The 19,625-nt window shown below is 69.7% G+C and carries 21 protein-coding genes and 1 pseudogene; 12 read left to right on the top strand and 10 right to left on the bottom strand.

Annotated features, from left to right (window positions below):
* Nucleotides 1–43: 43 nt before the first annotated feature.
* Nucleotides 44–319, bottom strand: coding sequence for a hypothetical protein (locus QSJ60_RS15985; RefSeq protein ID WP_285464451.1), 276 nt, complete (start codon nt 317–319; stop codon nt 44–46).
* Nucleotides 320–429: 110 nt separating this feature from the next.
* Here QSJ60_RS15985 and QSJ60_RS15980 point away from each other — a divergent pair, with 110 nt between their 5' ends.
* Nucleotides 430–837: a VOC family protein gene (locus tag QSJ60_RS15980; protein ID WP_285464449.1), complete on the top strand. Its 408-nt coding sequence runs from the start codon at nt 430–432 to the stop codon at nt 835–837.
* Nucleotides 838–1,120: 283 nt separating this feature from the next.
* On the opposite strand, the gene QSJ60_RS15975 is transcribed toward QSJ60_RS15980, so the two are convergent.
* Nucleotides 1,121–1,615: a DUF6993 domain-containing protein gene (locus QSJ60_RS15975; protein WP_285464448.1), complete on the bottom strand. Its 495-nt coding sequence runs from the start codon at nt 1,613–1,615 to the stop codon at nt 1,121–1,123.
* A 155-nt stretch (nt 1,616–1,770) separates the two neighbouring features.
* Between QSJ60_RS15975 and QSJ60_RS15970 the strand changes: the two genes are divergently transcribed.
* Complete coding sequence (locus tag QSJ60_RS15970; RefSeq protein ID WP_285464446.1) at nt 1,771–3,363, top strand: ABC-F family ATP-binding cassette domain-containing protein; 1,593 nt, start codon at nt 1,771–1,773, stop codon at nt 3,361–3,363.
* A gap of 78 nt (nt 3,364–3,441) precedes the next feature.
* On the opposite strand, the pseudogene QSJ60_RS15965 reads toward QSJ60_RS15970, so the two are convergent.
* A pseudogene (locus QSJ60_RS15965) lies at nt 3,442–4,194 on the bottom strand (EamA family transporter); the annotation flags it as partial.
* A 114-nt stretch (nt 4,195–4,308) separates the two neighbouring features.
* On the opposite strand from QSJ60_RS15965, the gene QSJ60_RS15960 reads away from it, so the two are divergent.
* Entirely contained in the window at nt 4,309–5,256 is a 948-nt protein-coding gene (locus QSJ60_RS15960) for a LysR family transcriptional regulator (RefSeq protein ID WP_285464445.1), read from the top strand.
* A gap of 145 nt (nt 5,257–5,401) precedes the next feature.
* Here QSJ60_RS15960 and QSJ60_RS15955 read toward each other — a convergent pair whose 3' ends face one another.
* Nucleotides 5,402–6,229 carry a hypothetical protein gene (locus tag QSJ60_RS15955; protein ID WP_285464443.1) on the bottom strand — a complete coding sequence of 276 codons (828 nt, stop codon included), beginning with the start codon at nt 6,227–6,229 and terminating at the stop codon, nt 5,402–5,404.
* Nucleotides 6,230–6,540: 311 nt separating this feature from the next.
* Between QSJ60_RS15955 and QSJ60_RS15950 the strand changes: the two genes are divergently transcribed.
* Nucleotides 6,541–7,767: a toll/interleukin-1 receptor domain-containing protein gene (locus tag QSJ60_RS15950; RefSeq protein ID WP_285465355.1), complete on the top strand. Its 1,227-nt coding sequence runs from the start codon at nt 6,541–6,543 to the stop codon at nt 7,765–7,767.
* A gap of 116 nt (nt 7,768–7,883) precedes the next feature.
* Complete coding sequence (locus QSJ60_RS15945) at nt 7,884–10,553, top strand: ATP-dependent Clp protease ATP-binding subunit (RefSeq protein ID WP_285464440.1); 2,670 nt, start codon at nt 7,884–7,886, stop codon at nt 10,551–10,553.
* 62 nt (nt 10,554–10,615) lie between these two features.
* On the opposite strand, the gene QSJ60_RS15940 is transcribed toward QSJ60_RS15945, so the two are convergent.
* Nucleotides 10,616–11,134 carry a LuxR C-terminal-related transcriptional regulator gene (locus QSJ60_RS15940; RefSeq protein ID WP_285464438.1) on the bottom strand — a complete coding sequence of 173 codons (519 nt, stop codon included), beginning with the start codon at nt 11,132–11,134 and terminating at the stop codon, nt 10,616–10,618.
* A 679-nt stretch (nt 11,135–11,813) separates the two neighbouring features.
* On the opposite strand from QSJ60_RS15940, the gene QSJ60_RS15935 reads away from it, so the two are divergent.
* Both QSJ60_RS15935 and QSJ60_RS15930 read left to right on the top strand, forming a co-directional pair.
* Entirely contained in the window at nt 11,814–12,389 is a 576-nt protein-coding gene (locus QSJ60_RS15935) for a TlpA family protein disulfide reductase (RefSeq protein ID WP_285464436.1), read from the top strand.
* 27 nt (nt 12,390–12,416) lie between these two features.
* Nucleotides 12,417–12,791: a hypothetical protein gene (locus QSJ60_RS15930; RefSeq protein WP_285464434.1), complete on the top strand. Its 375-nt coding sequence runs from the start codon at nt 12,417–12,419 to the stop codon at nt 12,789–12,791.
* A gap of 9 nt (nt 12,792–12,800) precedes the next feature.
* Here QSJ60_RS15930 and QSJ60_RS15925 read toward each other — a convergent pair whose 3' ends face one another.
* Together QSJ60_RS15925 and QSJ60_RS15920 are read right to left on the bottom strand one after the other, a co-directional pair.
* Entirely contained in the window at nt 12,801–13,589 is a 789-nt protein-coding gene (locus tag QSJ60_RS15925; protein WP_285464433.1) for a DUF2188 domain-containing protein, read from the bottom strand.
* Entirely contained in the window at nt 13,586–14,212 is a 627-nt protein-coding gene (locus QSJ60_RS15920; RefSeq protein WP_285464431.1) for a TetR/AcrR family transcriptional regulator, read from the bottom strand. Before QSJ60_RS15920 ends, QSJ60_RS15925 begins: the two co-directional genes overlap by 4 nt.
* 70 nt (nt 14,213–14,282) lie before the next feature.
* On the opposite strand from QSJ60_RS15920, the gene QSJ60_RS15915 reads away from it, so the two are divergent.
* Both QSJ60_RS15915 and QSJ60_RS15910 read left to right on the top strand, forming a co-directional pair.
* Entirely contained in the window at nt 14,283–15,698 is a 1,416-nt protein-coding gene (locus tag QSJ60_RS15915; protein WP_285464429.1) for an amidase, read from the top strand.
* A 45-nt stretch (nt 15,699–15,743) separates the two neighbouring features.
* Entirely contained in the window at nt 15,744–16,142 is a 399-nt protein-coding gene (locus QSJ60_RS15910) for a hypothetical protein (protein WP_285464427.1), read from the top strand.
* Nucleotides 16,143–16,151: 9 nt separating this feature from the next.
* On the opposite strand, the gene QSJ60_RS15905 is transcribed toward QSJ60_RS15910, so the two are convergent.
* A complete protein-coding gene (locus tag QSJ60_RS15905) occupies nt 16,152–16,601 on the bottom strand; it encodes a DUF805 domain-containing protein (protein ID WP_285464426.1) in 450 nt (149 codons plus the stop codon).
* Nucleotides 16,602–16,751: 150 nt separating this feature from the next.
* Here QSJ60_RS15905 and QSJ60_RS15900 point away from each other — a divergent pair, with 150 nt between their 5' ends.
* Nucleotides 16,752–17,108, top strand: coding sequence for a hypothetical protein (locus QSJ60_RS15900; RefSeq protein WP_285464424.1), 357 nt, complete (start codon nt 16,752–16,754; stop codon nt 17,106–17,108).
* A 14-nt stretch (nt 17,109–17,122) separates the two neighbouring features.
* On the opposite strand, the gene QSJ60_RS15895 is transcribed toward QSJ60_RS15900, so the two are convergent.
* Complete coding sequence (locus tag QSJ60_RS15895) at nt 17,123–17,833, bottom strand: endonuclease/exonuclease/phosphatase family protein (protein ID WP_189085820.1); 711 nt, start codon at nt 17,831–17,833, stop codon at nt 17,123–17,125.
* Between the two features lie 97 nt (nt 17,834–17,930).
* Between QSJ60_RS15895 and QSJ60_RS15890 the strand changes: the two genes are divergently transcribed.
* Nucleotides 17,931–18,644, top strand: coding sequence for an NUDIX hydrolase (locus QSJ60_RS15890; protein WP_285464422.1), 714 nt, complete (start codon nt 17,931–17,933; stop codon nt 18,642–18,644).
* Nucleotides 18,645–18,664: 20 nt separating this feature from the next.
* Nucleotides 18,665–19,123 (top strand): pyridoxamine 5'-phosphate oxidase family protein, encoded by a 459-nt coding sequence (locus tag QSJ60_RS15885; protein ID WP_285464420.1) that lies wholly within the window; start codon nt 18,665–18,667, stop codon nt 19,121–19,123.
* Here the strand turns inward: QSJ60_RS15885 and QSJ60_RS15880 are convergent.
* Nucleotides 19,083–19,517: a VOC family protein gene (locus QSJ60_RS15880; protein WP_230764403.1), complete on the bottom strand. Its 435-nt coding sequence runs from the start codon at nt 19,515–19,517 to the stop codon at nt 19,083–19,085. The genes QSJ60_RS15885 and QSJ60_RS15880 overlap by 41 nt on opposite strands.
* Between the last annotated feature and the right edge of the window lie 108 nt (nt 19,518–19,625).

Genomic DNA, 19,625 nt, shown 5'->3' with positions numbered 1-19,625 from the left:
CCGATCCCGGGGCGGCCCTCAGCTCGTTCGGCTCAGTGCCGGCTCAGATGAACCAGACCTGGAACATCCACTTCCGCTTCGAGTCCTGGTAGTGGCACGGCGTGTACGCGGTGCGCGTGTGGCCGGTCGCCGCGATGCGCTGGAACGCGTACGTCTGCTCCGACTGGCAGCGCTGCTTCGTCGGGTAGTTGCTGTACGTCTGCATCTGTTCGTAGGCGGCGTTCGCGGGGGCGGCAGCCGCGAGCGCGAGGCCGCCACCGAGGGCGAGGCTCGCCGCGGTGGCGAGCGCCGCGGTCTTCGTGCGGATGGAGGTGCGCATCGTGTTCCCTTCGGTCGTGCGTGCGGCCAAGCTATCCCCGCGCTCGCGTCGGGGGAATGGGGAGCGCTGCCCATCCGCGGGGGTCGCCGGCATCCGTCAGACTGGTGCGCATGCCTGTGTTCGACCACCTCGGTGTCTCCGTCGCCGACCTCCGCCGCGGCATCGACCAGTTCGATGCCGTGCTCACCGCCCTCGGCTTCGAGAAGGGTGGCGAGCACGACGACTCGGCCGCCTGGTGGAAGGAGGGCGAGACGGAGTTCATCGTCTTCGCCGCGCGCGAGCCCGAGTCGGGACCGCACGAGCACGGCCGGGTGGGCTGGCAGCACCTGGCATTCGCGGTCGACTCCCGCGACGAGGTCGACCGGTTGCACGCGGTCGCGACGGATGCCGGGTGGAACGTCGTGCGCGCGCCCAAGCTGTACCCCCGCTTCAACGAGCGCTATTACGCCTCGTTCCTCGAGGACGACAACGGCATCCGCATCGAGTTCATGCACAACCCGCCGCGCGACGCGGAGTGATCACGCGAGGATGTTCGTGACGGCGCCCCACGCCATGAACGGCGTCATGAGCGCCAACACGCACTCCGTGTAGCGGATGCGGCCCGTCGAGAACATCTTGGCGGCCATTCGAGGTCCTAGAAGTGGGCCTCCTCCCACTTGAAAGAACCGGCCGACTCGGCGCGGGACGACGACTGAGGCGATGCCCAACGCGAAGAAGCCGATGAAACCGATGCTCGCGAACACGAGTTCGGCGGTGGTCTGACTCACTGGAGTGTCCGCTGGTTCCATGTCGCGGCGGGATTCATGGTGCGACCTTATCCGGTCTGTTCCGGGTCTCGGACGGTCGGGCCACCAGACAACGGCCGCCGACGAGTGGCGCCTCGGCGCTGAGGTACTGCCGATCGGGGTCCGGTTCGAGCGGCCGGAACTGGCCGACGAGGCATCCGTCGTCGAACCGTACCGCCCAGAAGTACGCATCGACCGGCTTTCCCTCGGTCGTCAGGTCCGTGCCGAACTCAAGGCGCTCGTCGGGTGCACCCGCGGTGCGCAGGGCATCGACGAAGTCTGACGTTGTCGGCGGTGCATCCCGTGCGATGACCTCGCGAGCAACGGCGTCGAAGGATTCGAGGTTGCCGGCGGGTGGCGCGCTCAGGTCGAGCGCGGGTGGTGTCGCCGACGTCGACGGCGGAGGAACAGACACCGGCGTGCTCGGCGACGCGGGCGTAGCGGTCGGGGTGCATCCGACGAGCGTCAGCGCGATCATGGATGCCGCGACGGCGAGCACTCGTTGAGGCATCCGCATCTCCCTCCGATCTCCGTTCACGCGACCTGGAGCCTCGCACATTCCGTTGCTCGGCGTCGCCGCCCGTGCACAGCCGCGCTCGGTAGAGTCGACTGGCGGCTCGAGGCATCCGTCTCGCCGCTCCCGACCCCCCCGACGCGAGGACACCCGTGAGCCTGATCCGCCTGAACGACGTCAGCATGGACTACGACGGGCGACCGGTGCTCAAAGAGGCGTTCCTGAAGCTCCGGAAGGGCGACCGCGTCGGCCTCATCGGCAAGAACGGCACGGGGAAGTCGACGTTCCTCGAGATCGTGCTCGGCCGGCGCGAGCCCACGGGCGGCACGGTCGACGTCACGCAGGGCACGACGATCGGCTACTTCTCGCAGTTCTCGGAGCTCGACGGCGAGCGCAGCGTGCAGCAGACGCTGAGCGACCACTTCACCGAGGTGCACGAGACGCAGGCCCGGCTCGACGAGATCGGCGCGCAGCTCGCGGAGCCGATGGATGCCTCGGCCATGGACAAGCTCCTTACCGAGCAGGGCGCGCTGTTCGAGCGGATGGACGCCGTCGGCGGGTGGACCTACGAGACCACGATCGACACCGTGCTCACCCGGCTCGGCTTCGACGAGGAGCGCCGGCACCTGCCCGTCGATCGGCTCTCGGGTGGATGGCGCAACCGCGCCGCGCTCGCGCTGATCCTCGTGCAGGCGCCCGATGTGCTGCTGCTCGACGAGCCGACGAACTTCCTCGACCTCGACGGCGTGAAGTGGGTCGAGAACTGGCTGCAGGGCTTCGCCGGGGCGGTGCTCGTGGTGTCGCACGACCGGCAGTTCCTCGACGGCGTCGTCGACCGCATCATCGAGATCGAGAACTACCGCCTGCAGGAGTACGAGGGCGACTACTCCGCGTACGTGCACGCGAAGCAGTCCCGGCTGAAGATGCTCGAGAAGCAGTTCGCGCACGAGGAGGAGCTGCTCGCCTACGAGCAGGCCGCGGCATCCGCCCGTCGCGAAGCGGCGCGCAACCCCTCGAACGCCGTCGCCCGCCGCCTCGCCGACATCAAGAAGCGGCAGGCGCCGCGCCCCATCGACCAGATCATCACCTCGATCTACGACGGGCTGAAGGTGTCGAACGACCTGCTCACCGTCACCGGACTGTCGAAGTCGTTCGGTGGTGCGCCCGTGTTCGACGGGCTCAGCTTCGATCTGCAGCGCGGCGATCGGGTCGCGGTGATCGGGCCGAACGGATCCGGCAAGTCGACCCTGCTCGACGTGCTCACCGGGGTGACGTCGCCCGACGCGGGCAGCGTGCGCTGGGCGAAGGGTGCCCGCTTCGTGTCGTACAACCAGGTGTACGCCGAGCTCGATCTGACCGACACCGTCGGGCACGCGGTGAACGCGTACCCCGATTCGCTCGCGTTCACGGCGACGAAGAAGAGCGTGGCGCGGTTCCTCGCGATGCTGCAGTTCTCCGACGCCGACCTGCAGCAGAAGATCGGCACCCTCTCGGGCGGGCAGCGGGCGCGCGTCGCGATCGCCCAGTGCCTGCTCTCAGGAGCCGCGGTGATCGTGCTCGACGAGCCCACCAACCACCTCGACATCACCTCGACGCAGGTGATGGAGCGGGCGCTGACGCACTTCCCCGGCGCGGTCGTCGTGGTCTCGCACGACCGCTTCTTCGTCGACAAACTCGCCGACCGGCTGCTCTCCTTCGAGGGCGACGGCCGCGTCGTCGAGAAGCCGGCGACCGGGGCGCTGTAGGCGCCGCCGCGCCGGCGCGTTCGCGATGAAGACGCCGGCGACGAGCACCGCACCGCCGACTGTCTCCCAGACGTTCGGCACCTGCCCGAGCAGCAGCGCCGCAGACGCCATCGCGACGACGGGTGCGAGCAGCACCCACGGCACCACCGAGGCGGCCCGGTTGCGCGCGAGCAGGGCGTTGAAGATCGCGTAGCCGATGAGGGTGCAGAGTCCGGCGGTGTAGAGCGTCGACAGGATCGGGCGCCAGCCGAAGGCGGCGAGGCCCGCGGCAATGGCGTCGGGCCCCTCGATGAGCGCCGACAGCGCGAGCGCCGGCAGCGGCACGACGAGCGACGACCACACCGTGAGCGACAGCGCGCCGAGCCGTTTCGCGGGGGCGACCGGTCCCGCCTTCCGCGAGATGACGTTGCCGATCGCCCAGGAGAGCGCGGCGAGCAGGGCGAGGACGACGGCGAGGGCCGGGGCATCCCCGCCGCGTCCGAGCGCGACGACCCCCAGCCCGACGGTGCCGACCAGCACGCCGATCGTCTGCATCCGCGTCGGCCGCTCGCGGAGCGCGAGCGCAGCGACCACGATCGTGAGCACGACGTGCGCCTGCAGCAGCAGCGCCGCGATACCCGGCTGCAGCCCGAGCGCCATCGAGGTGTAGAGCAGCGCGAACTGGCCGAGGCTCATGAAGAGGCCGACGCCGATGATCGTCTTCCAGCTCGCGAGCGGGCGCGGTACGACAACGACCGCGAGGGCGACGACGGCGAAGCGGATGGCGACGAAGAGGAGCGGCGGGATGCCGGTCATGCCCCAGTCGATGACGACGAAGTTGAAGCCCCACATCGTCGCCACCAGGGCGGCCAGCAGCATGTCCCGTCGCGTCATCCTCCGAGTTCAGCGCGAAGCATCCGGAAACACCAGCGATCATTTCTGCGGATGATTCGGTAGCATCCGTGCATGATCGATCTCGAAGCCGTGGTCGCCCTGCGCGCTGTGGCCACCAATGGCAGCGTCGCGGCGGCGGCCGACGCGCTCGGCTTCACGCCGTCCGCGGTGTCGCAGCAGATCAAGCGGCTCGAGCGCGGCACGCGTGTCGCGCTGCTCGAGCGGGCGGGGCGCGGGGTGGTGCTGACGGATGCCGGTCGCCAGCTCGTGACGTCATCGGCGACGGTGCTCGCCGAGCTCGAACGGATCGAGGCCGACCTGCACCTCGCGGGCGGTCCCGCCGCCGATCGTGGACCGGTCGTCGGCGAAGTGCGCATCGGCGTGTTCTCGACCGCGGTGCGCGGGCTGCTCGTCGACGTGCTGCCGAAGCTGCGGGCGGAGCATCCCGAGCTGCGCGTGCCCCTGCGCGAGAGCGAGCCGTGGGAGACGATCGCGCTCGTCGCGTCGGGGCAGCGCGACCTCGGCATCGTGCACCGCTGGGGCGGCGTCGCGCTCGCGATGCCCGATCACCTGGTCGAGACGCCGCTGTTCACGGATGTCGCGGACGTGATCCTGCGCCGCGACCACCCGCTGGCCGGCGCTTCGACGCTGACTCCGCTCGACCTCGCCGACGAGGACTGGATCGCGACCTTCGACTCGACCATCTGCCGCCAGTGGCTGCGGCGGCTGTTCGACGGCGTTTCGAACGCGCCCCGCATCGTGCACGAGTCGATGGAGTTCGAGAACCATCTGGAGCTCGTGCGCGCCGGGCTCGGGGTCGCGCTGGTACCGCGGATGGGGCGTCCGGCCTTGCATGACGATCTCGTGGCGATCCCGACCGCGCAGCCCGCGTCGACCCGGGGAGTTTCGGCCGTGCATCGTCGGAGTCAGGCGGACTCGCCGGCGCTGCAGGTGGTGCTGGAGGGGGTGCGGGCAGGCCAGCCTGGCTTCACATCGGCGCAATCGTCGGACGCTCGATGAGCGGAGCAAACCCTGTGATCAGGAACGCCGCCTGGAAGCTGTTCTGAGCATTGAACTTGCGAGACGAGGCTGCTGATCCGAAGAGCGAGCCTTTGAGGGCGCCCGAATGCGACGCTTGTCATGCGGAGCCTCTGCTCGCTTGCTGCTAGCGTTGCGACCTTTGGCGAACCGCTGGGAGATCTGGCCAGAGGTTCAGTACGTAGTCAGGGACCGGATCGTAGGCGGCGATGAGGCTGGCCGCCTCGATCCCTTTGTGAGTCAGGACCAGTCGGATCTCATTCTGCGTTGCGTAGCCGTTTGCTACGAGCGCAGCCGCTGCCTCCGCGTACATCGGCGTATCCATGACTCGGCCTTCGGGAATGCCTTGCTGGTACGAACTCACAAGATCCATCGCAAGGATGTCGAGTAGAGGGAAGCACAGATCGGGGAGCTGCTGAATCCCCTGCGCGATTAGCCGCTCTAGCGTCGATGCTGATGGCCAGATCCGGACCAAGGAGACACGAGCAGCGCCTGCTGCCTGCTTCGCATCCCCGAGCGTCTCCGAGCGCACCGTTTTGAGGGCCTCGCGGACGTCGTCGATTGTTGCCGAGCTGCCGTCCACTGCGGGCTTAGTCGATACGAGCACAGCATCCAGCAGCTTGGCAAGCTGTTCACTCACGATCGTTGAGGTTTGCTCCGTCCGAATCTCGACGCGAGCTAGGAGTGCGCGCGAATCGGCGTTGATGCGGCGAGCTTCCTCGTCGCGTGCGTTGGTTGCCATGAGATCTGCGACTAGGACAATGATCTGAACAAGGAACGCGAGGATGGCTAGCGCGATCGCGACGGCGGCCAACGCGTCGCTCCCAGTTACCCCTATCACTGTCACAAGCGCAGCAATCGCGGCCAGCGCGGCAATTCCCGCTGCGACAGAGAGGGTCTTCGCGCGGATTACGAAGTGCGCGTCAGACACTGAATCGGGTTCAGGTTTGTCCATGACCCTGATGGTAGTTGCGTCCAGGCTCGAGCCTCGAGCCGTGTCTGCGTGGGCAAGTGTCTGCGGCCGTGGAATGGACTGCGAATTGGCACCTTGGCCCAATTTCTGGGCGGGCCGGGAGGGCAGCTGCGCCAGACGCCTCGTGCTGAATTGTGGCGCGAGAGCAAACGTGAGCTCGCATGGGCCTCCCGCGGCCGGTTTTAGCGGAATGAATCCCCCGGATTGGGGGGAGAAGCGCCGCCCTGATGTCGAGCCGATGCTGCCACCCTGGAACGATCACTCATCGACGATTGGGGGCTTCCTTGGAGATCGTGGCGCGAGCGTTTCTGAGCTATGCACATGCCGACGACGACCGAGAGCAGGGGCGAGTTCTCAGGCTCGCTGCGCAGCTTCGCGCTGAGTTTGAGATGCTCACCGGCGCGACCATCGACATCTTCACGGATCGAGAGCATATTCGCTGGGGCGAGGACTTTCGCGCGAAGCTTGATGAGGCGCTCCAAGCGACGTTGTTCTTTATCCCCATACTCACGCCGACGTACTTCACCCGGGAAGAGTGTCGGAACGAGCTGCGCCGCTTTGCAACCTCGGCGAGCAAAGTTGGACTCCCGCAGCTCCTTCTTTCGGTCCGATACGTTCCAGTTCCAGACCTGATAGAGGACAGCGGCGATGAGCTGAAGGCGATCGCGGCGAGAATGCAGTATGAGCCTTGGGAACGCATGCGATTGCTCGACGAGGCATCGGCGGACTATCGGGCGGCGATCAACCGGCTGGCTCTCCGGCTCGTAGAACTCACACAGGAGCTGGAAGCATCAGGCGGTCCGGCCGGGCAAGGCACGTTGGCCGGTAGCGCAGCGATCGCGACCGACGCTGGAATCGAACGCGTTTCAGCCGACGGAGTATCCCCATCTAGCACCATGCCCGCGAGTTCGGTGGTGGATCCGATTGGTGCCGCAGGTGGTCAGGTTGAGGCCAGAGAGGACGCCCCGGGTCTACTAGACAGGTTGGTAGATCTGGGGCCAGCCATGCAGGATTGGGGGCAGGCGGTTGAAGCGCTGCCCCCGGCGATTGAGGCCTTCAATGCGCGGTTTTCCGCCGCCACCGAGGAGATGAACGCCGCCAACTCTCGCCCCAATTCATTCGCCGCCAAGGTTCGCATCGCTCGGCAGCTCGCCCGCGATATTGAACCAGAGCTACTGAACCTTGAGAAGCGATCTCGGGACTACTCGACGGAGCTGATTCGACTGGACCCCGCCGTTCGAGCGGTAATCGAAATCGCGAGCAACCAGGTTAACCAAGCCGGTTCGCGAAGGGCCCTAGAGCAGCTGGTCGGCATGATCGAGGCATCCAAGACGGCTGTGTCGGGGATGAAGACTGCAGCGGATGCTGCCAAGGCGAATGAGGGCATCAGCCGTGACTTGCGGCCGGTGTTGCGCCGGTTCGAAACCGCGATGCGGAACATCATTGACGGCACTGAGACATTGGAAGATTGGAGTCCGCTCATCCGTGACGCGCTCGCCCGGATGGATGCGGAGGCGTGACCCGACGAGTGCTTGGAGTGGACTGGACGAGCGCGGGCAGGTGCTAGCTGGGAATACCTCCCGCGCCCATGCGTTGAACTTGAGCGAACCACACTCAACTTCAACCAGGAGGCCAGGTGCCCAACGACTTCAACGAGGCCGGCGCGAGCTCGTTCGACGAGTTCCTCGCCCGATACCTCGCGGGTGAGCAGGCCCGTCAGGCGCGGTCGATCGACCTCAGCCGGTTCCTGACGGCCCGCACCCAGAGCATTCTTCAGCAGGCGGGACGCTTCGCCCTCGAGCGCGGCCAGACCGAGCTCGACGCGCTGCACATCCTGCGCGTCATCGTCGAGGACGAGAGCGTGCAGGCGGCGATCCGTCGCGTCGGCGCGAGCCCCGAGCGCATCATCACCGCGACCGAGGCGCGCCTGCCGGCATCCGGCGACGTCCCCTTCGACGAGCTGGGTCAGCGGCGCGACGCCGCGACCATCACGCCCTCGGCCTCCCGCGCGCTGTTCCACAGCTACCAGGTGGCGCGCTCCTCTGGCGCGACGTACATCGACCCCGAGCACCTCTTCTTCGCGCTCGTGCTGGGACAGGATGCCCCGGCCGGACAGGTGCTCGCCCGTGCGGGCGTCACGGCCGAGGCCCTGACGCAGACGATGCGGGACGGGGTGGATGAGGCCCTTCGACAGGGCACTGACGAGGATTCCCTTCGACAGGCTCAGGGAACCGGCGAGGGGGATTCCCTTCGACAGGCTCAGGGATCCACGCCGACGCTCGACAAGTTCGGCATGGACCTCACCGAGCGTGCCCGCAACGGCGAGCTCGACCCCGTGATTGGCCGTGCCGACGAGATCGAGCAGACCATCGAGATCCTCTCCCGCCGCACGAAGAACAACCCCGTGCTCGTGGGCGAGGCGGGCGTCGGCAAGACCGCGATCGTCGAGGGTCTCGCGCAGGCCATCGTCGACGAGCAGGTGCCCGAAGCCCTGCTCGGCAAGCGCGTCATCGCGCTCGACTTGCCCGGCATGCTCGCCGGCACCCGCTACCGCGGCGACTTCGAGGAGCGCCTCACCAAGACGATGGAGGAGATCGCCGCCCACCGCGGCGAGCTGATCGTCTTCATCGACGAGGTGCACACCGTCGTCGGCGCCGGAGGCGCGGGCGAGGGCGGCATGGACGCGGGCAACATCCTGAAGCCGCGCCTCGCGCGCGGCGAGCTGCACCTCATCGGGGCGACCACGCTCAAGGAGTACCGCCAGATCGAGAAGGACCCCGCCCTCGAGCGCCGCTTCCAGCCGGTGCGCGTCGGCGAGCCCTCGATCGAGGACGCCGTGCGCATCCTCCAGGGCCTGAAGCCCGCCTACGAGGAGCACCACGGCGTCGAGTACACGGATGACGCGCTGCGCGCCGCCGTCGAACTCGGCAGCCGCTACCTGCCCGACCGGGTGCTGCCCGACAAGGCGATCGACCTCATCGACCAGGCCGGTGCGCGACTGCGCCTCCGCCTCGGCGTGAAGACCGACGTGCCCGCGCTCATGGCGCGGCTCGCCGAGCTCGAGTCCGAGAAGAACGCCGCCGTCGCCGCCGAGCACTACGAGGAGGCATCCCGCATCCGCGACGAGATCTCGAAGGTGCAGGGGAAGCTGGATGAGGTGGGGGCGAGTTCCCTTCGACACGCTCAGGGAACCAACGCGGCTCAGGGGACCAGCCAGGATTCCCTTCGACAGGCTCAGGGAACGATCGTCGACGAGGCGCAGATCGCCGCGGTGATCTCGCGCGCCACCGGCATCCCCGTGAACCGCCTCACCGAGGGGGAGCGCGAGCGCCTCGCGACCCTCGAAGACGAGCTGCACGCCCGCGTGATCGGGCAGGACGACGCGGTCACCGCCGTCGCCAAGTCTGTGCGTCGCAACCGCACCGGCATGGGCGACGCGAAGCGGCCGGTCGGCTCGTTCTTGTTCCTCGGGCCGACGGGCGTCGGCAAGACCGAGCTCGCCCGCGCGCTCGCCGACCGCTTGTTCGACGACGAGTCCGCCGTGATCCGCTTCGACATGTCGGAGTTCGGCGAGCGGCACACCGTGTCGCGGCTCGTCGGCGCCCCTCCCGGGTACGTCGGCTACGACGAGGCGGGTCAGCTCACCGAGCGCGTGCGCCGCAACCCGTACTCGATCGTGCTGTTCGACGAGATCGAGAAGGCGCACCCCGACGTGTTCAACCTGCTGCTGCAGGTGCTCGACGACGGACGCCTCACCGACGGGCAGGGTCGCACGGTCGACTTCCGCAACACGGTCGTCGTGATGACCTCGAACCTCGGGTCGGAGTTCCTCGCCTCGCGGTCCGGTGCGCTCGGCTTCGTCGCGTCGGCGGATGCCTCGGCGAACGGCTTCTCCTCGGAGAAGGACCTGCGCGACCGAGTCATGGGCAAGCTGCGCGAGGCGATGCGTCCCGAGTTCCTGAACCGCATCGACGAGATTGTGCTGTTCAAGAAGCTCACGAAGGACGAGATCGCCGAGATCGTCTCGCTCATGCTCGTCGCCACCCGCGCCCGCCTCGGTGCGCGCGAGATCGGTCTCGAGGTGACCGACGCGGCTGTCGCGTGGATGGCCGAGCACGGCTACGAGCCCGAATTCGGCGCGCGGCCGCTGCGCCGCCTGATCCAGCGCGAGGTCGACGACCGCATCTCCGATCTGCTCGTCTCCGGCGAGCTCGGTGACGGTGGACTCGTGCGGGTGGATGCCTCGGGCGGCGAGCTCGTCGTGGCATCCGCGGTTCCCGCCACCGGGATGCCGCAGGCCGCGTAACCCCATCGACCGGAACGCCCGGCCCTCCGCGGAGGGCCGGGCGTTCTGCTCCTCTCGAGCTTCTACACCGCTTGGTGCGCGAGTTCGGGGACCGTCTCGATGATCCCGAGTTGATGGGCTCGGATGATCACGTCGAGTCGAGTGCTCGCTCCCAGCCTCTCGAAGCAGTCGTGGATATGCCGCTTGACGGTACCGGTGGTGATCGTCAGGCGTTCACCGATCTCAGCGTTGGACATGCCGGACGCGACGAGGTGGAGAACCTGCTGCTGTCGGTCGGTCAAGACGAGCGACTCATCGCCGTACTCGGAGCGGACGATCGAGTTGACGATCGAGCGCAGCTCATCAAGACCGGCTTCACCACTCGCGATACGCCAGCCACGGCGTCGTAGCCGCAGCGCGGTTTGTCGGAATCGCATCTCAGCGCTCTTGCAATGTGCTGTTGCCAGTCCAACCACCGCCTCGAGAGGAGACTCCATGAGCGCGTCCACCACGCGTGGACTGTCGAGAGGGTGGCGGGTCTCGAGGTCGACAATCAAGATGGACGCGGCAGAAGCTCCTGCTTCTGCTTCAAACTGCGCCATGGACTCAAACGACCCGCTCGGGACTGCCCCACTGGGGATGAGCGCGAGATGCACAGAGTCTCGAAGCAAGCGGCGAGGCGAGATCACGGCGAGTCCGTAGCGTTTGCGAAAGCGCTCCGCCGTGGGGGTTTGTCTCGACATCCGGACTACACGCAGAACGTCGTCTGGCTCGAGATGTCCGCGGTCGAGTCCAGAGCATCGACAGCCCACAGGCCACCGCCACGGGCTCCACGGAATGTCACTGTCTGGTATCCAGTTGAGTTCATGGTCTCACCATATGTCGAGCGATCACCTGGCGCGTAGACGCGCACCGACCCCTTCGCGGTGACGGTGATCTGCCCGTACCATGACGCCGGGCAGTTGTGAACCCCGCTTGCGTATCCGTATGCGACCGCTGGGCTGGAAGAGCTTACGGCGAGGACGAAGGCCGCTGCCGCCGCCGCCGACGTTGCGATCAACTTCGAGAAAATGGGCATTTTCGTCTCCTGTCCTTCCGGGCTGAGGTCGCTGCGCCGTCTTGTTGGTGGAGCATTGACTCGTTTCTACGGCGCGTGTTCGGGTCCGTGAATGCCCCCACGGATACAAGCGGTTGACAGGCCTCTCGCGCGGTGGCGCGGTCGTGAGGTAGTTTGAGGAGATGGCTCCGCTCTGGGATCCCAAAACTTCTCGTGTCGCTCGGATGGTGAAAGCGCTCGCTGCGGCGGCGCTCGCCGTCACCCTGGTCGGCTGCGCCGCCGAGCCGCTGGCGGAGCGACTCGCTGCGGCGGAACCGAAAGGCTACGTTTCGGGTGACGGGACGATCACCGAGTTCCCACTCGCAGAGCGGGGGAACGCGGTGGAGTTCGGAGGCGAGACCGCCAGCGGCGCCCTCTCATCCGCTGACACTGCGGGGCGAGTGACGGTCGTCAACTTCTGGTTCGCTGCGTGCGCACCATGCCGCGCGGAAGCTCCGATCCTCGCCACGGTGCAAGCCGAGCTGCCCGACGTGGTGTTCGTGGGCGTCAACGTGCGCGACTCGGCCGAGAATGCCGCCGCGTTCGAGCGTGACTACGGAATCGGGTACCCCTCGATCCTCGATCGCGACTCAGGTGCCGCGCAGCTGGCCTTCGCCGGCGAGCTCGCACCCAATGCGGTGCCGTCGACGCTCATCCTCGACGAAGAGGGACGCGTCGCTGCCCGGGTGCTCGGCGCCGTCGAGAGCGCGAGCGTCCTGCGCGAGTTGATCTCGGCAGCGAGCCGTTCCGCCGTCCCGTAGCGTCGCCAATTCGCCTAGCCTGAGGGCATGAACGTCGTCGGGCTCGTGGTGCTCGGCCTCGTCTTCGCGTTCGCGGCGGCGATGGGCTGGCTCGAGCTTCGCGGATCGCGGACGGAGGGGCGGCGATCCGTACCGCGACCGCGGGCTGACCGGGTCGAGGCGGGCCTGCGGGCGGCGGGCTTCGCCGACGACGAGGTCGCCTACGCGCTCTCCGACCTCGACCCGGAGCTCGTGCGGGTGCGGACGTCGCAGCTCGGGCCCGTCGTCATCCTCGACGCGCCCGACCATGGCGTCCGCGTGCGGGGGCTGCGCAGCACCTCAGTCGAGCGGCGGGCTCGTCAGCTGATCGCCCGACGAACGGGGATCGACCCGCGCGCGATTCTGTTCGACGAGCTGGACTGACCCGCCCGGCTAGTCCTCGGGCTCCTCGTCGGTGATGACGCCTGTCGGCTCCGACTCGATCACGGTGTGCGTGGTGCCGAGCAGGGCGGCGAGCTCCCGGCCCGCGGTGATCGCCTCCTCGCGGCTGGCGAAGCTCTGCGAACGCGCGGGCTCGCCCTCGACCTCGTTCTCCCACTGCCCGCGGTTCGAACGGGTCACGACATCTCCCTGTGCCATCCCGGCACGCTCCCTCCCGGCTTTCGACGCCGACGCGGATGCGCCCGCGTTCGCGACGATACGCTCCGCCTGCTCGCGTGTCACGGGGTCGGCGCCGTCGGGGAGGAAGACCTCGCCGCTCAGGGGCTGGTGCGCGAACCACGAGCCGGCGGCGGCCGCCGCCTGCAGCCCCCAGAACGCCCGCTGCTCGGCCGCGGCCGCGGCGAGGCGTGCGAAGTACGCCGCGGCCTCCGGGTTCGTCGCCGGGGCGTTCGAGCGGTAGTGGGCCCAGCGCGGACCGAACCACACGCGGTGCGGCACGGCGAACTCGACCTCGAACGCCTCGCCGAGCTCGTCGCCGAGCCGATGCGCGAGCTGCTGCCGCGCTCGGTCGATGCGGTCGGGGTAGTCGGGTGAGCGCCAATTGAAGTCCGCATCGAGGCCCTCCTCATGGAGTTCCCCCCACGCGCGCAGCTCGGCGACGAGCTCGGCACTGAGTCGGCTCGCGTCGTAGTCGACGGGGTCGGGGAACCACACCACCGAGGAGGTGTAGTCGTACATGATCCGCACGAGGTCGACGTCGTAGCGGTACTCGCGGGTCATGCCCGGCCGCCCGCTCCGCCCCGCACGAGCGTCGCGTCGAGGCCGGCGATGATCGCGTCGATGCCGCGGTCGAACATGGCGAGGTCGCGGAGCGCGGCGACGCCGTCGACCTCGGCTGCGGCCGTCTCGCGGCTGCGCGCCCAGACGACGAGGAACCCCGAGGCGTAGCCGTCGACGATGCCGAGGATCTCCCGCGCCGCCTGGGGGTCGAGGCCCGCGGCTTCGAGCCGGGCGATGGTCGCCAGCAGGTGCGGGGCGACGGGGGCCGTGCCGTACGGCGCGAGGGCGAGCAGCTCGAAGGAGCGGGGGAGGGCGACCGCAAGGTCGCGGTACGCGCCGAGCGTGCGGCGCACGAGCTCGCGCCAGTCGGCGGTCGGGCTCGTCGCGTCGTCGTCGCCGAGCCCGAGGCGCTCGATGAGCTGCTCGACGATGGCGTCGACGAGGTCGTCGCGACTGCGCACGTGCGTGTAGAGGCTCATGGGGGCGAAGCCGAGCTCGCTCGCGAGCCGGCGCATCGTCAGCGCGTCGAGGCCGTCGCGTTCGATGAGCTCGATGGCCGCGGCGGCGAGCTCGCGGCGGCTCAGCACCGGGCGGGCGGCGGGCGCCTCTTGACGGGACGGCATGGATGCAAGAGTATCGTCCGTACACTGTACGGAGCCGTACGTTGTACGGCCGCGCGAAGGGCACGCACCGATGGACCTGCACCACCTCACCGCCACCGAGGCATCCGAGCGGTTCCGCCGCCGTGAGCTCTCCCCGGTCGAACTGCTCGACGCGGTGCTCGAGCGCACCGCCGCCGTCGAGCCGACCATCAACGCGGTCACCGAGCAGTGGATCGACGAGGCCCGCGCCGCAGCCCTCGCCTCCGAGGCGCGCTTCACGGCGGCCGCCGCGGGTACCGGCGACGGGGCGCCGCTCGGCGCGCTCGAGGGCATCCCGCTCATGCTGAAGGACGAGCAGCCGATCGCCGGGCGCCTGCTCGAGGACGGCTGCCTGCTCGAGCGGGGCAACCTCGCCGAGGAGACGCATCCGATCGTCGAGCGCATCCAGGCGGCCGGGGCGGTCGTGCACGCCCGCACGACGACGCCCGAGTACTGCTGCGCCCCCGTCACGCACTCCAAGCTCTGGGGGGTCACCCGCAACCCGTGGAACCCCGACTACACGCCGGGCGGCTCCTCCGGCGGCTCCGGCGCCGTGCTCGCCGCTGGGGCGACGCTGCTCGCCACGGGCTCCGACATCGGCGGATCCATCCGCATCCCCGCCTCCTTCTGCGGCGTCGTCGGCTACAAGCCGCCGTTCGGTCGCGTGCCCGGCATGGCGCCCTTCAACTCCGACACGTACTGCGCCGACGGGCCGATGGGGCGCAGCGTCGCCGACGTCGCCCTGCTGCAGAACGTGCTCGCCGGACCGTGGGTCGGCGACGCCGCCTCGCTCCGCGAGATCGCGGAGGTCTCCGGTCGCGTCGGCTCCCTCACCGGCGTGCGCGTCGCCCTCTGCCTCGAGCTCGGCGGCTATGACGTCGACCCGGCCGTCGAGGCGAACACGCGGGCGGCCGCCGCCGCGCTCGCCGCGGCCGGGGCGACCGTCGTCGAGGTGGAGCTGCCCTGGGGCCCGCAGCGGGTGCTCGACACCGCCTGGCCGCATTTCGGCGCGGTGATGGGGCCGTTCATCGAGCAGATCGTCGAGGGCGATGCCGAGCGCGCCGCGCAGCTCATGCCGTACACGCGGGCGTTCGCCGCGCAGGCGGCGGCCGGCGGCGGCTACGTCGAGGGGCTCGTCGCGGAGTCCGCGTTCTACCGCCCCTTCGCCGAGCTCATGACGGGCTTCGACGTGCTGCTCTGCCCGACGGTCGCCTCGACCGGCCTCGCCGCCGAGGAGCCGTGCACCGACAGCACCGCGATCTTCTCCCAGCTCATGACGCTGCCGTTCAACGTGATCGGCCGGGTGCCGGTGCTCGCGCTGCCGTCGGGCATCGCGCCGAACGGCGTGCCGACGGGCGTGCAGCTCGTCGGGCGCACGTACGACGACGCAGCGGTGTTCCGGGTCGGCGCGGCGCTCGAGCAGGAGCTCGGGCTCTGGACGGATGCCTCGTGGTGGCCCGCGCTCTGAGCCGGGCCGACGCGGGCTGAACCACGCCGGGTGCAGAATCGGAGCATGACCGCTGTGCGCCTGATCGTCGACGTCGCGAACGTCATGGGCTCGCGCCCCGACGGCTGGTGGCGCGACCGGCGCGGCGCGGCGACCCGGCTGCTCGCCGGGCTGCCCGCGCTCGCCGGGGCCGAGGTCGAGGGGCCGGACGAGTCGGGAGCGCTGCTGCGCCTCGACGCGATCACCGCCGTCGTCGAGGGGGCGGCGCGCGGTGCGGCGGAGCCCGGAGGCATCCTCGTCGTGGCCGCGCCGGCCGACGGCGACTCGACCATCGTCGAGCTCGTCGCGGCCGAGGCATCCCTCCGACCGCTCGTCGTCACCGCCGACCGGGGCCTGCGGGCGCGGCTCGACCCGGCCGCGCTCGTCGCGGGGCCGGGCTGGCTGAACCGCCTGCTCGGGCGCTGAGCGTCGCGCTCAGCGGTCGAAGCGGGCGCCGGCGGGGTCGCTCGGCAGTAGGAAGAACACGAGCAGGATGATCCCGCCGACGATCGGGATGAGGCCGATGAACCACCACGGACCCGGACGGTTCGAGTCGTGCAGCCGACGCCAGCTGAGGGCGATCCACGGGATGAGCGTCGCGAGGCCCCAGAGCCCGAGCACCGAGGCGAAGAACACGTAGCCGCCACTCGGCGGGGTCATCGTGTTCGTCGCCGCGTCGTACATCCAGCCGCCCGACAGCGACATGGCGAGCGACAGCGCGCCGCTCACGATCGCACTGGCCAGGTACCACCACCAGAACTCGCTGCGGCTCGCGCGGCCCGAGAACGTGGCGTACTTCTTGAAGAAGCGGGAGATCGCCTGCCCGAAGGTCGCCCCGTACAGCGGGCGGTCGAGGGCGGCGTCGGTCGTCGCAGTGGTCGTCATCATCGTGCTCCTCGTAGGGGTGGAACCGGATGCGCCGCGGCAGTGCTGCCCGCGAACGGCGTCAGCGTAGCGCCGCACCGCCCGGGCGGCATGCCCCCGTGCGAGGGTCGCCCCAGGTGGTGCGCAGCCCCTGCCCGTAGGCTTCAGGGGATGAGCTCCCGACACGACGGCCCCCCGATGGACCCGCTGACGAACGTGCTGCTCACGGTGTTCGTGCTCATCCTCATGTTCGTCGTCGCCGGAGCGGCGCTCATCGCGGGCGCCCTCGTCGGCGTGGACGCCATGGGCTGCGCGGGCGAGGCCTGCGCCGTCGTCAAGCGCTCCGGCAGCTGGTTCGTGATGCTCACCACCGCCGTCGCCCTCATCGTCGGCATGGTCGTCTCGATCGTGCGGCTCGCGCGCCGCGGCCGGAGCCGACGGCCGCTCGTGACGGCGATGGGCGTCATGGTCGGGGCGGTGCTGCTCGGCGTGCTCGCGGGTGCCGTGGGCAGTGCGATCGACGGGTGATCGGGGCCCTCGGCTCAGATGACGACGTCGATGTCGGCCGGTACCTCGGCGGCCGTGCCCGTGTAGTGCGCGTCGACGAGGATCGGCAGATGGTCGGACTCGCCGCGCGGCAGCGTCTCGATGCTGCGCAGCACGAGCCCCGCCGAGGTCGCGAAGTCGAAGTGCCCGCGGAAGTAGCGGTAGCGCGTGTACGTGTGCCGGTCGCTGAGCGTCAGCTCGTAGCCAGCCTCGCGGACCTTCTCGGCCAGGTTGTCCTTGAACACCGGGTAGTTGTAGTCGCCGACCATGAGCGCGGGCAGGTTCGGGCCGAGCAGTTGCAGCTCGCCGAGCGCGGCGTTGATCTGCGCTCGCCGCAGCGAGTTCAGCGCGGTGAGCGGGGCCGCGTGGAACGAGGCGATCGTGAGCTCGCGGTCGTGCTCGAGGTCGTCGAAGCGCACCGCGAGTAGCCGCTCGTGCGCGGGCCGGAGCACCCGGTCGTGCAGCGACTTCTTCAGCGCGAAGGCGCGCACGTCGCGGGGGAGCAGCCGGTCGGGCCGGTAGTACATCGCGAGCCCGAGCCGGTTGCCGGTGGTCGAGTGGGCGAGCTGCATCCGCCCGATGTCCTCGGCGAGGCCCGCCGTGTCCACCTCTTGCAGGCAGATGGCGTCGGGCGAGTAGCGCTCATCGAGCGCCGCGAGCTCGGAGATCGCGCGGTGCTTCCGCAGGTTGTAGCTGATGATCAGCATTCTCCACAGCGTACGCGCGGTTCCGTGGACGACGGCTGAGGGTTGCGCGGCAGTCCGGTGAACGGTATCCGTCGCTTCGCTTCGCTACGCTGGGGCCGTGGATGCCCGTGCCGAACTGCTCGCGCTCTGCGAGCGCGGGCTCGACTGGTTCCCGGGCCCGGATGCCCCGACGACCCGCATCCCCGGGCTCGCGATGCCCGACCCCTCGGAGCTGCGTCCCGCCGCCGTGCTCGTGCTATTCGGCGTGCTCGACCGGGTGCCTGCCAGTCCCGCGGATGCCGCTGCCACCGTCGTGCCGCGGGACCTCGACGTGCTGCTGCTGCGCCGGGCGGCGACGCTCGGCACGCACGCCGGGCAGATCGCCTTCCCGGGCGGGCGGCTCGAGGCATCCGACGGCGGAGCGGTGGATGCCGCGCTCCGCGAAGCCCGTGAGGAGACCGGCGTCGAGACGGGCGGCGTCGAGCCGCTCGGCGAGCTGCCGCCCATGCCGGTGCCGCTCAGTCGGCACCTCGTGACGCCCGTGCCCGCCTGGTGGACGCACGAGTCGCGCGTCGCCGCGGTCGACCACGACGAGTCGGTCGACGTGTTCCGGGTGCCGGTCGCGGAGCTGCTCGCGCCCGCGAACCGCGCGATGACGGTGCTGCGGCGCGACGGCTTCGTGCACCGCTCGCCGGCGTTCACCGTCGGGGAGCGGCTCGTGTGGGGTGTGACGGCGTTGATCCTCTCGCGCATGTTCGACGAGCTCGGCTGGGCCGAGCCCTGGGACACCGGCCGCGAGGTCGTGCCGCCCGCGCGCGAGCTGTCGCGCTGAGGCGGCGTTACGCTGGCGCGATGGAGCTCGCCGAACTGATCGCGTACGTCCGGGCGCAGCGGGCGGGCGTCGTCTCGACGCTCGGAGCGGATGCCTCCCCGCAGGCCGCCTACCTCGCGATCACCGCGAGCGGCCGCGGCGAGCTGCTCTTCGACGCGAAGCCGGATTCGCGGAAGATCGCGAACCTGCGCCGCGACGGGCGCGTCGCCGTCGTCGTCGGCGGCGCCGACGGCACCACGCTGCAGGCCGAGGGGCGCGCCGACTTCCCCGCGGACGAGGAGCTCGAGCGCTGCACCGCGGAGTACCTCGACGCCTTCCCGGAGTTCGCGGGCTCCTTCGAGGCGGGCGCCGTCGTGCTCGTGCGCATCGCGCTCGACTGGGCGAGGCACGGCGACTTCCGCGGGGAGACGCCCGTCATGCGCGAGGTCGCGCTCGGGGCTACGCCTCGTCCGCCCCGTCGAGCTCCTGGAACAGCGTGAGCTGCAGCCCGGCCGGGCCGTTCAGTCGCGAGTTCATCGAGCGCCACGGCGTCTCGCGCGCCTCCGCCACGAGCTCGGCGCCGCCGGCGACCGCCTCGTCGGTCGCGGCGACCGAGTCGTCGACCTCGAGGGCGACCCGCAGGGCGGCGCTCGGCTTGCCCTCGGCCTCGACCCGGTCGATGAAGCGCACCTGGGCGGCGTTCGACAGCTCGAGCGTGGCCCGACCGGCATCCAGGATCACGACCCGGGCGTCGCCCTCGGCCTCGTACGACTCCTGCACCGGCATCCCGAGCACGTCGCGGTAGAACGCGAGCGTCGCCTCGAAGTCCTCGCCCTCCGGCACGGATGCCACGAGCCGAAGCTGCCTGACCCGACCCTCGCCCTGCGCTGCCATGTGCTGCCTCCCCGTCGATGCCGTCGCGCCCTCGCGGCGCCCCGTGACTGGTGGCAACGCCGACGTGGCGCAAACCATTCCGCCGGAAGGGCGAAGACGACGCCGGGC

Origin of the sequence: Agromyces sp. NBRC 114283, assembly GCF_030268405.1 — a bacterium.
In the GTDB taxonomy this organism is placed as follows: Bacteria; Actinomycetota; Actinomycetes; order Actinomycetales; family Microbacteriaceae; genus Agromyces; species Agromyces mediolanus.
This window is presented reverse-complemented; position numbering and strand designations above follow the sequence as displayed.

Excerpts from the sequence above, each read along its gene's own strand:
- QSJ60_RS15985 (WP_285464451.1), bottom strand. The coding sequence starts at position 319 with ATGCGCACCTCCATCCGCACGAAGACCGCGGCGCTCGCCACCGCGGCG.
- QSJ60_RS15905 (WP_285464426.1), bottom strand. The coding sequence starts at position 16,601 with ATGACGACCACTGCGACGACCGACGCCGCCCTCGACCGCCCGCTGTAC.
- QSJ60_RS15930 (WP_285464434.1), top strand. The coding sequence starts at position 12,417 with ATGAACGTCGTCGGGCTCGTGGTGCTCGGCCTCGTCTTCGCGTTCGCG.
- QSJ60_RS15910 (WP_285464427.1), top strand. The coding sequence starts at position 15,744 with ATGACCGCTGTGCGCCTGATCGTCGACGTCGCGAACGTCATGGGCTCG.
- QSJ60_RS15900 (WP_285464424.1), top strand. The coding sequence starts at position 16,752 with ATGAGCTCCCGACACGACGGCCCCCCGATGGACCCGCTGACGAACGTG.
- QSJ60_RS15880 (WP_230764403.1), bottom strand. The coding sequence starts at position 19,517 with ATGGCAGCGCAGGGCGAGGGTCGGGTCAGGCAGCTTCGGCTCGTGGCA.
- QSJ60_RS15925 (WP_285464433.1), bottom strand. The coding sequence starts at position 13,589 with ATGACCCGCGAGTACCGCTACGACGTCGACCTCGTGCGGATCATGTAC.
- QSJ60_RS15885 (WP_285464420.1), top strand. The coding sequence starts at position 18,665 with ATGGAGCTCGCCGAACTGATCGCGTACGTCCGGGCGCAGCGGGCGGGC.
- QSJ60_RS15895 (WP_189085820.1), bottom strand. The coding sequence starts at position 17,833 with ATGCTGATCATCAGCTACAACCTGCGGAAGCACCGCGCGATCTCCGAG.
- QSJ60_RS15960 (WP_285464445.1), top strand. The coding sequence starts at position 4,309 with ATGATCGATCTCGAAGCCGTGGTCGCCCTGCGCGCTGTGGCCACCAAT.
- QSJ60_RS15920 (WP_285464431.1), bottom strand. The coding sequence starts at position 14,212 with ATGCCGTCCCGTCAAGAGGCGCCCGCCGCCCGCCCGGTGCTGAGCCGC.
- QSJ60_RS15935 (WP_285464436.1), top strand. The coding sequence starts at position 11,814 with ATGGTGAAAGCGCTCGCTGCGGCGGCGCTCGCCGTCACCCTGGTCGGC.
- QSJ60_RS15915 (WP_285464429.1), top strand. The coding sequence starts at position 14,283 with ATGGACCTGCACCACCTCACCGCCACCGAGGCATCCGAGCGGTTCCGC.
- QSJ60_RS15940 (WP_285464438.1), bottom strand. The coding sequence starts at position 11,134 with ATGGCGCAGTTTGAAGCAGAAGCAGGAGCTTCTGCCGCGTCCATCTTG.
- QSJ60_RS15955 (WP_285464443.1), bottom strand. The coding sequence starts at position 6,229 with ATGGACAAACCTGAACCCGATTCAGTGTCTGACGCGCACTTCGTAATC.
- QSJ60_RS15980 (WP_285464449.1), top strand. The coding sequence starts at position 430 with ATGCCTGTGTTCGACCACCTCGGTGTCTCCGTCGCCGACCTCCGCCGC.
- QSJ60_RS15975 (WP_285464448.1), bottom strand. The coding sequence starts at position 1,615 with ATGCCTCAACGAGTGCTCGCCGTCGCGGCATCCATGATCGCGCTGACG.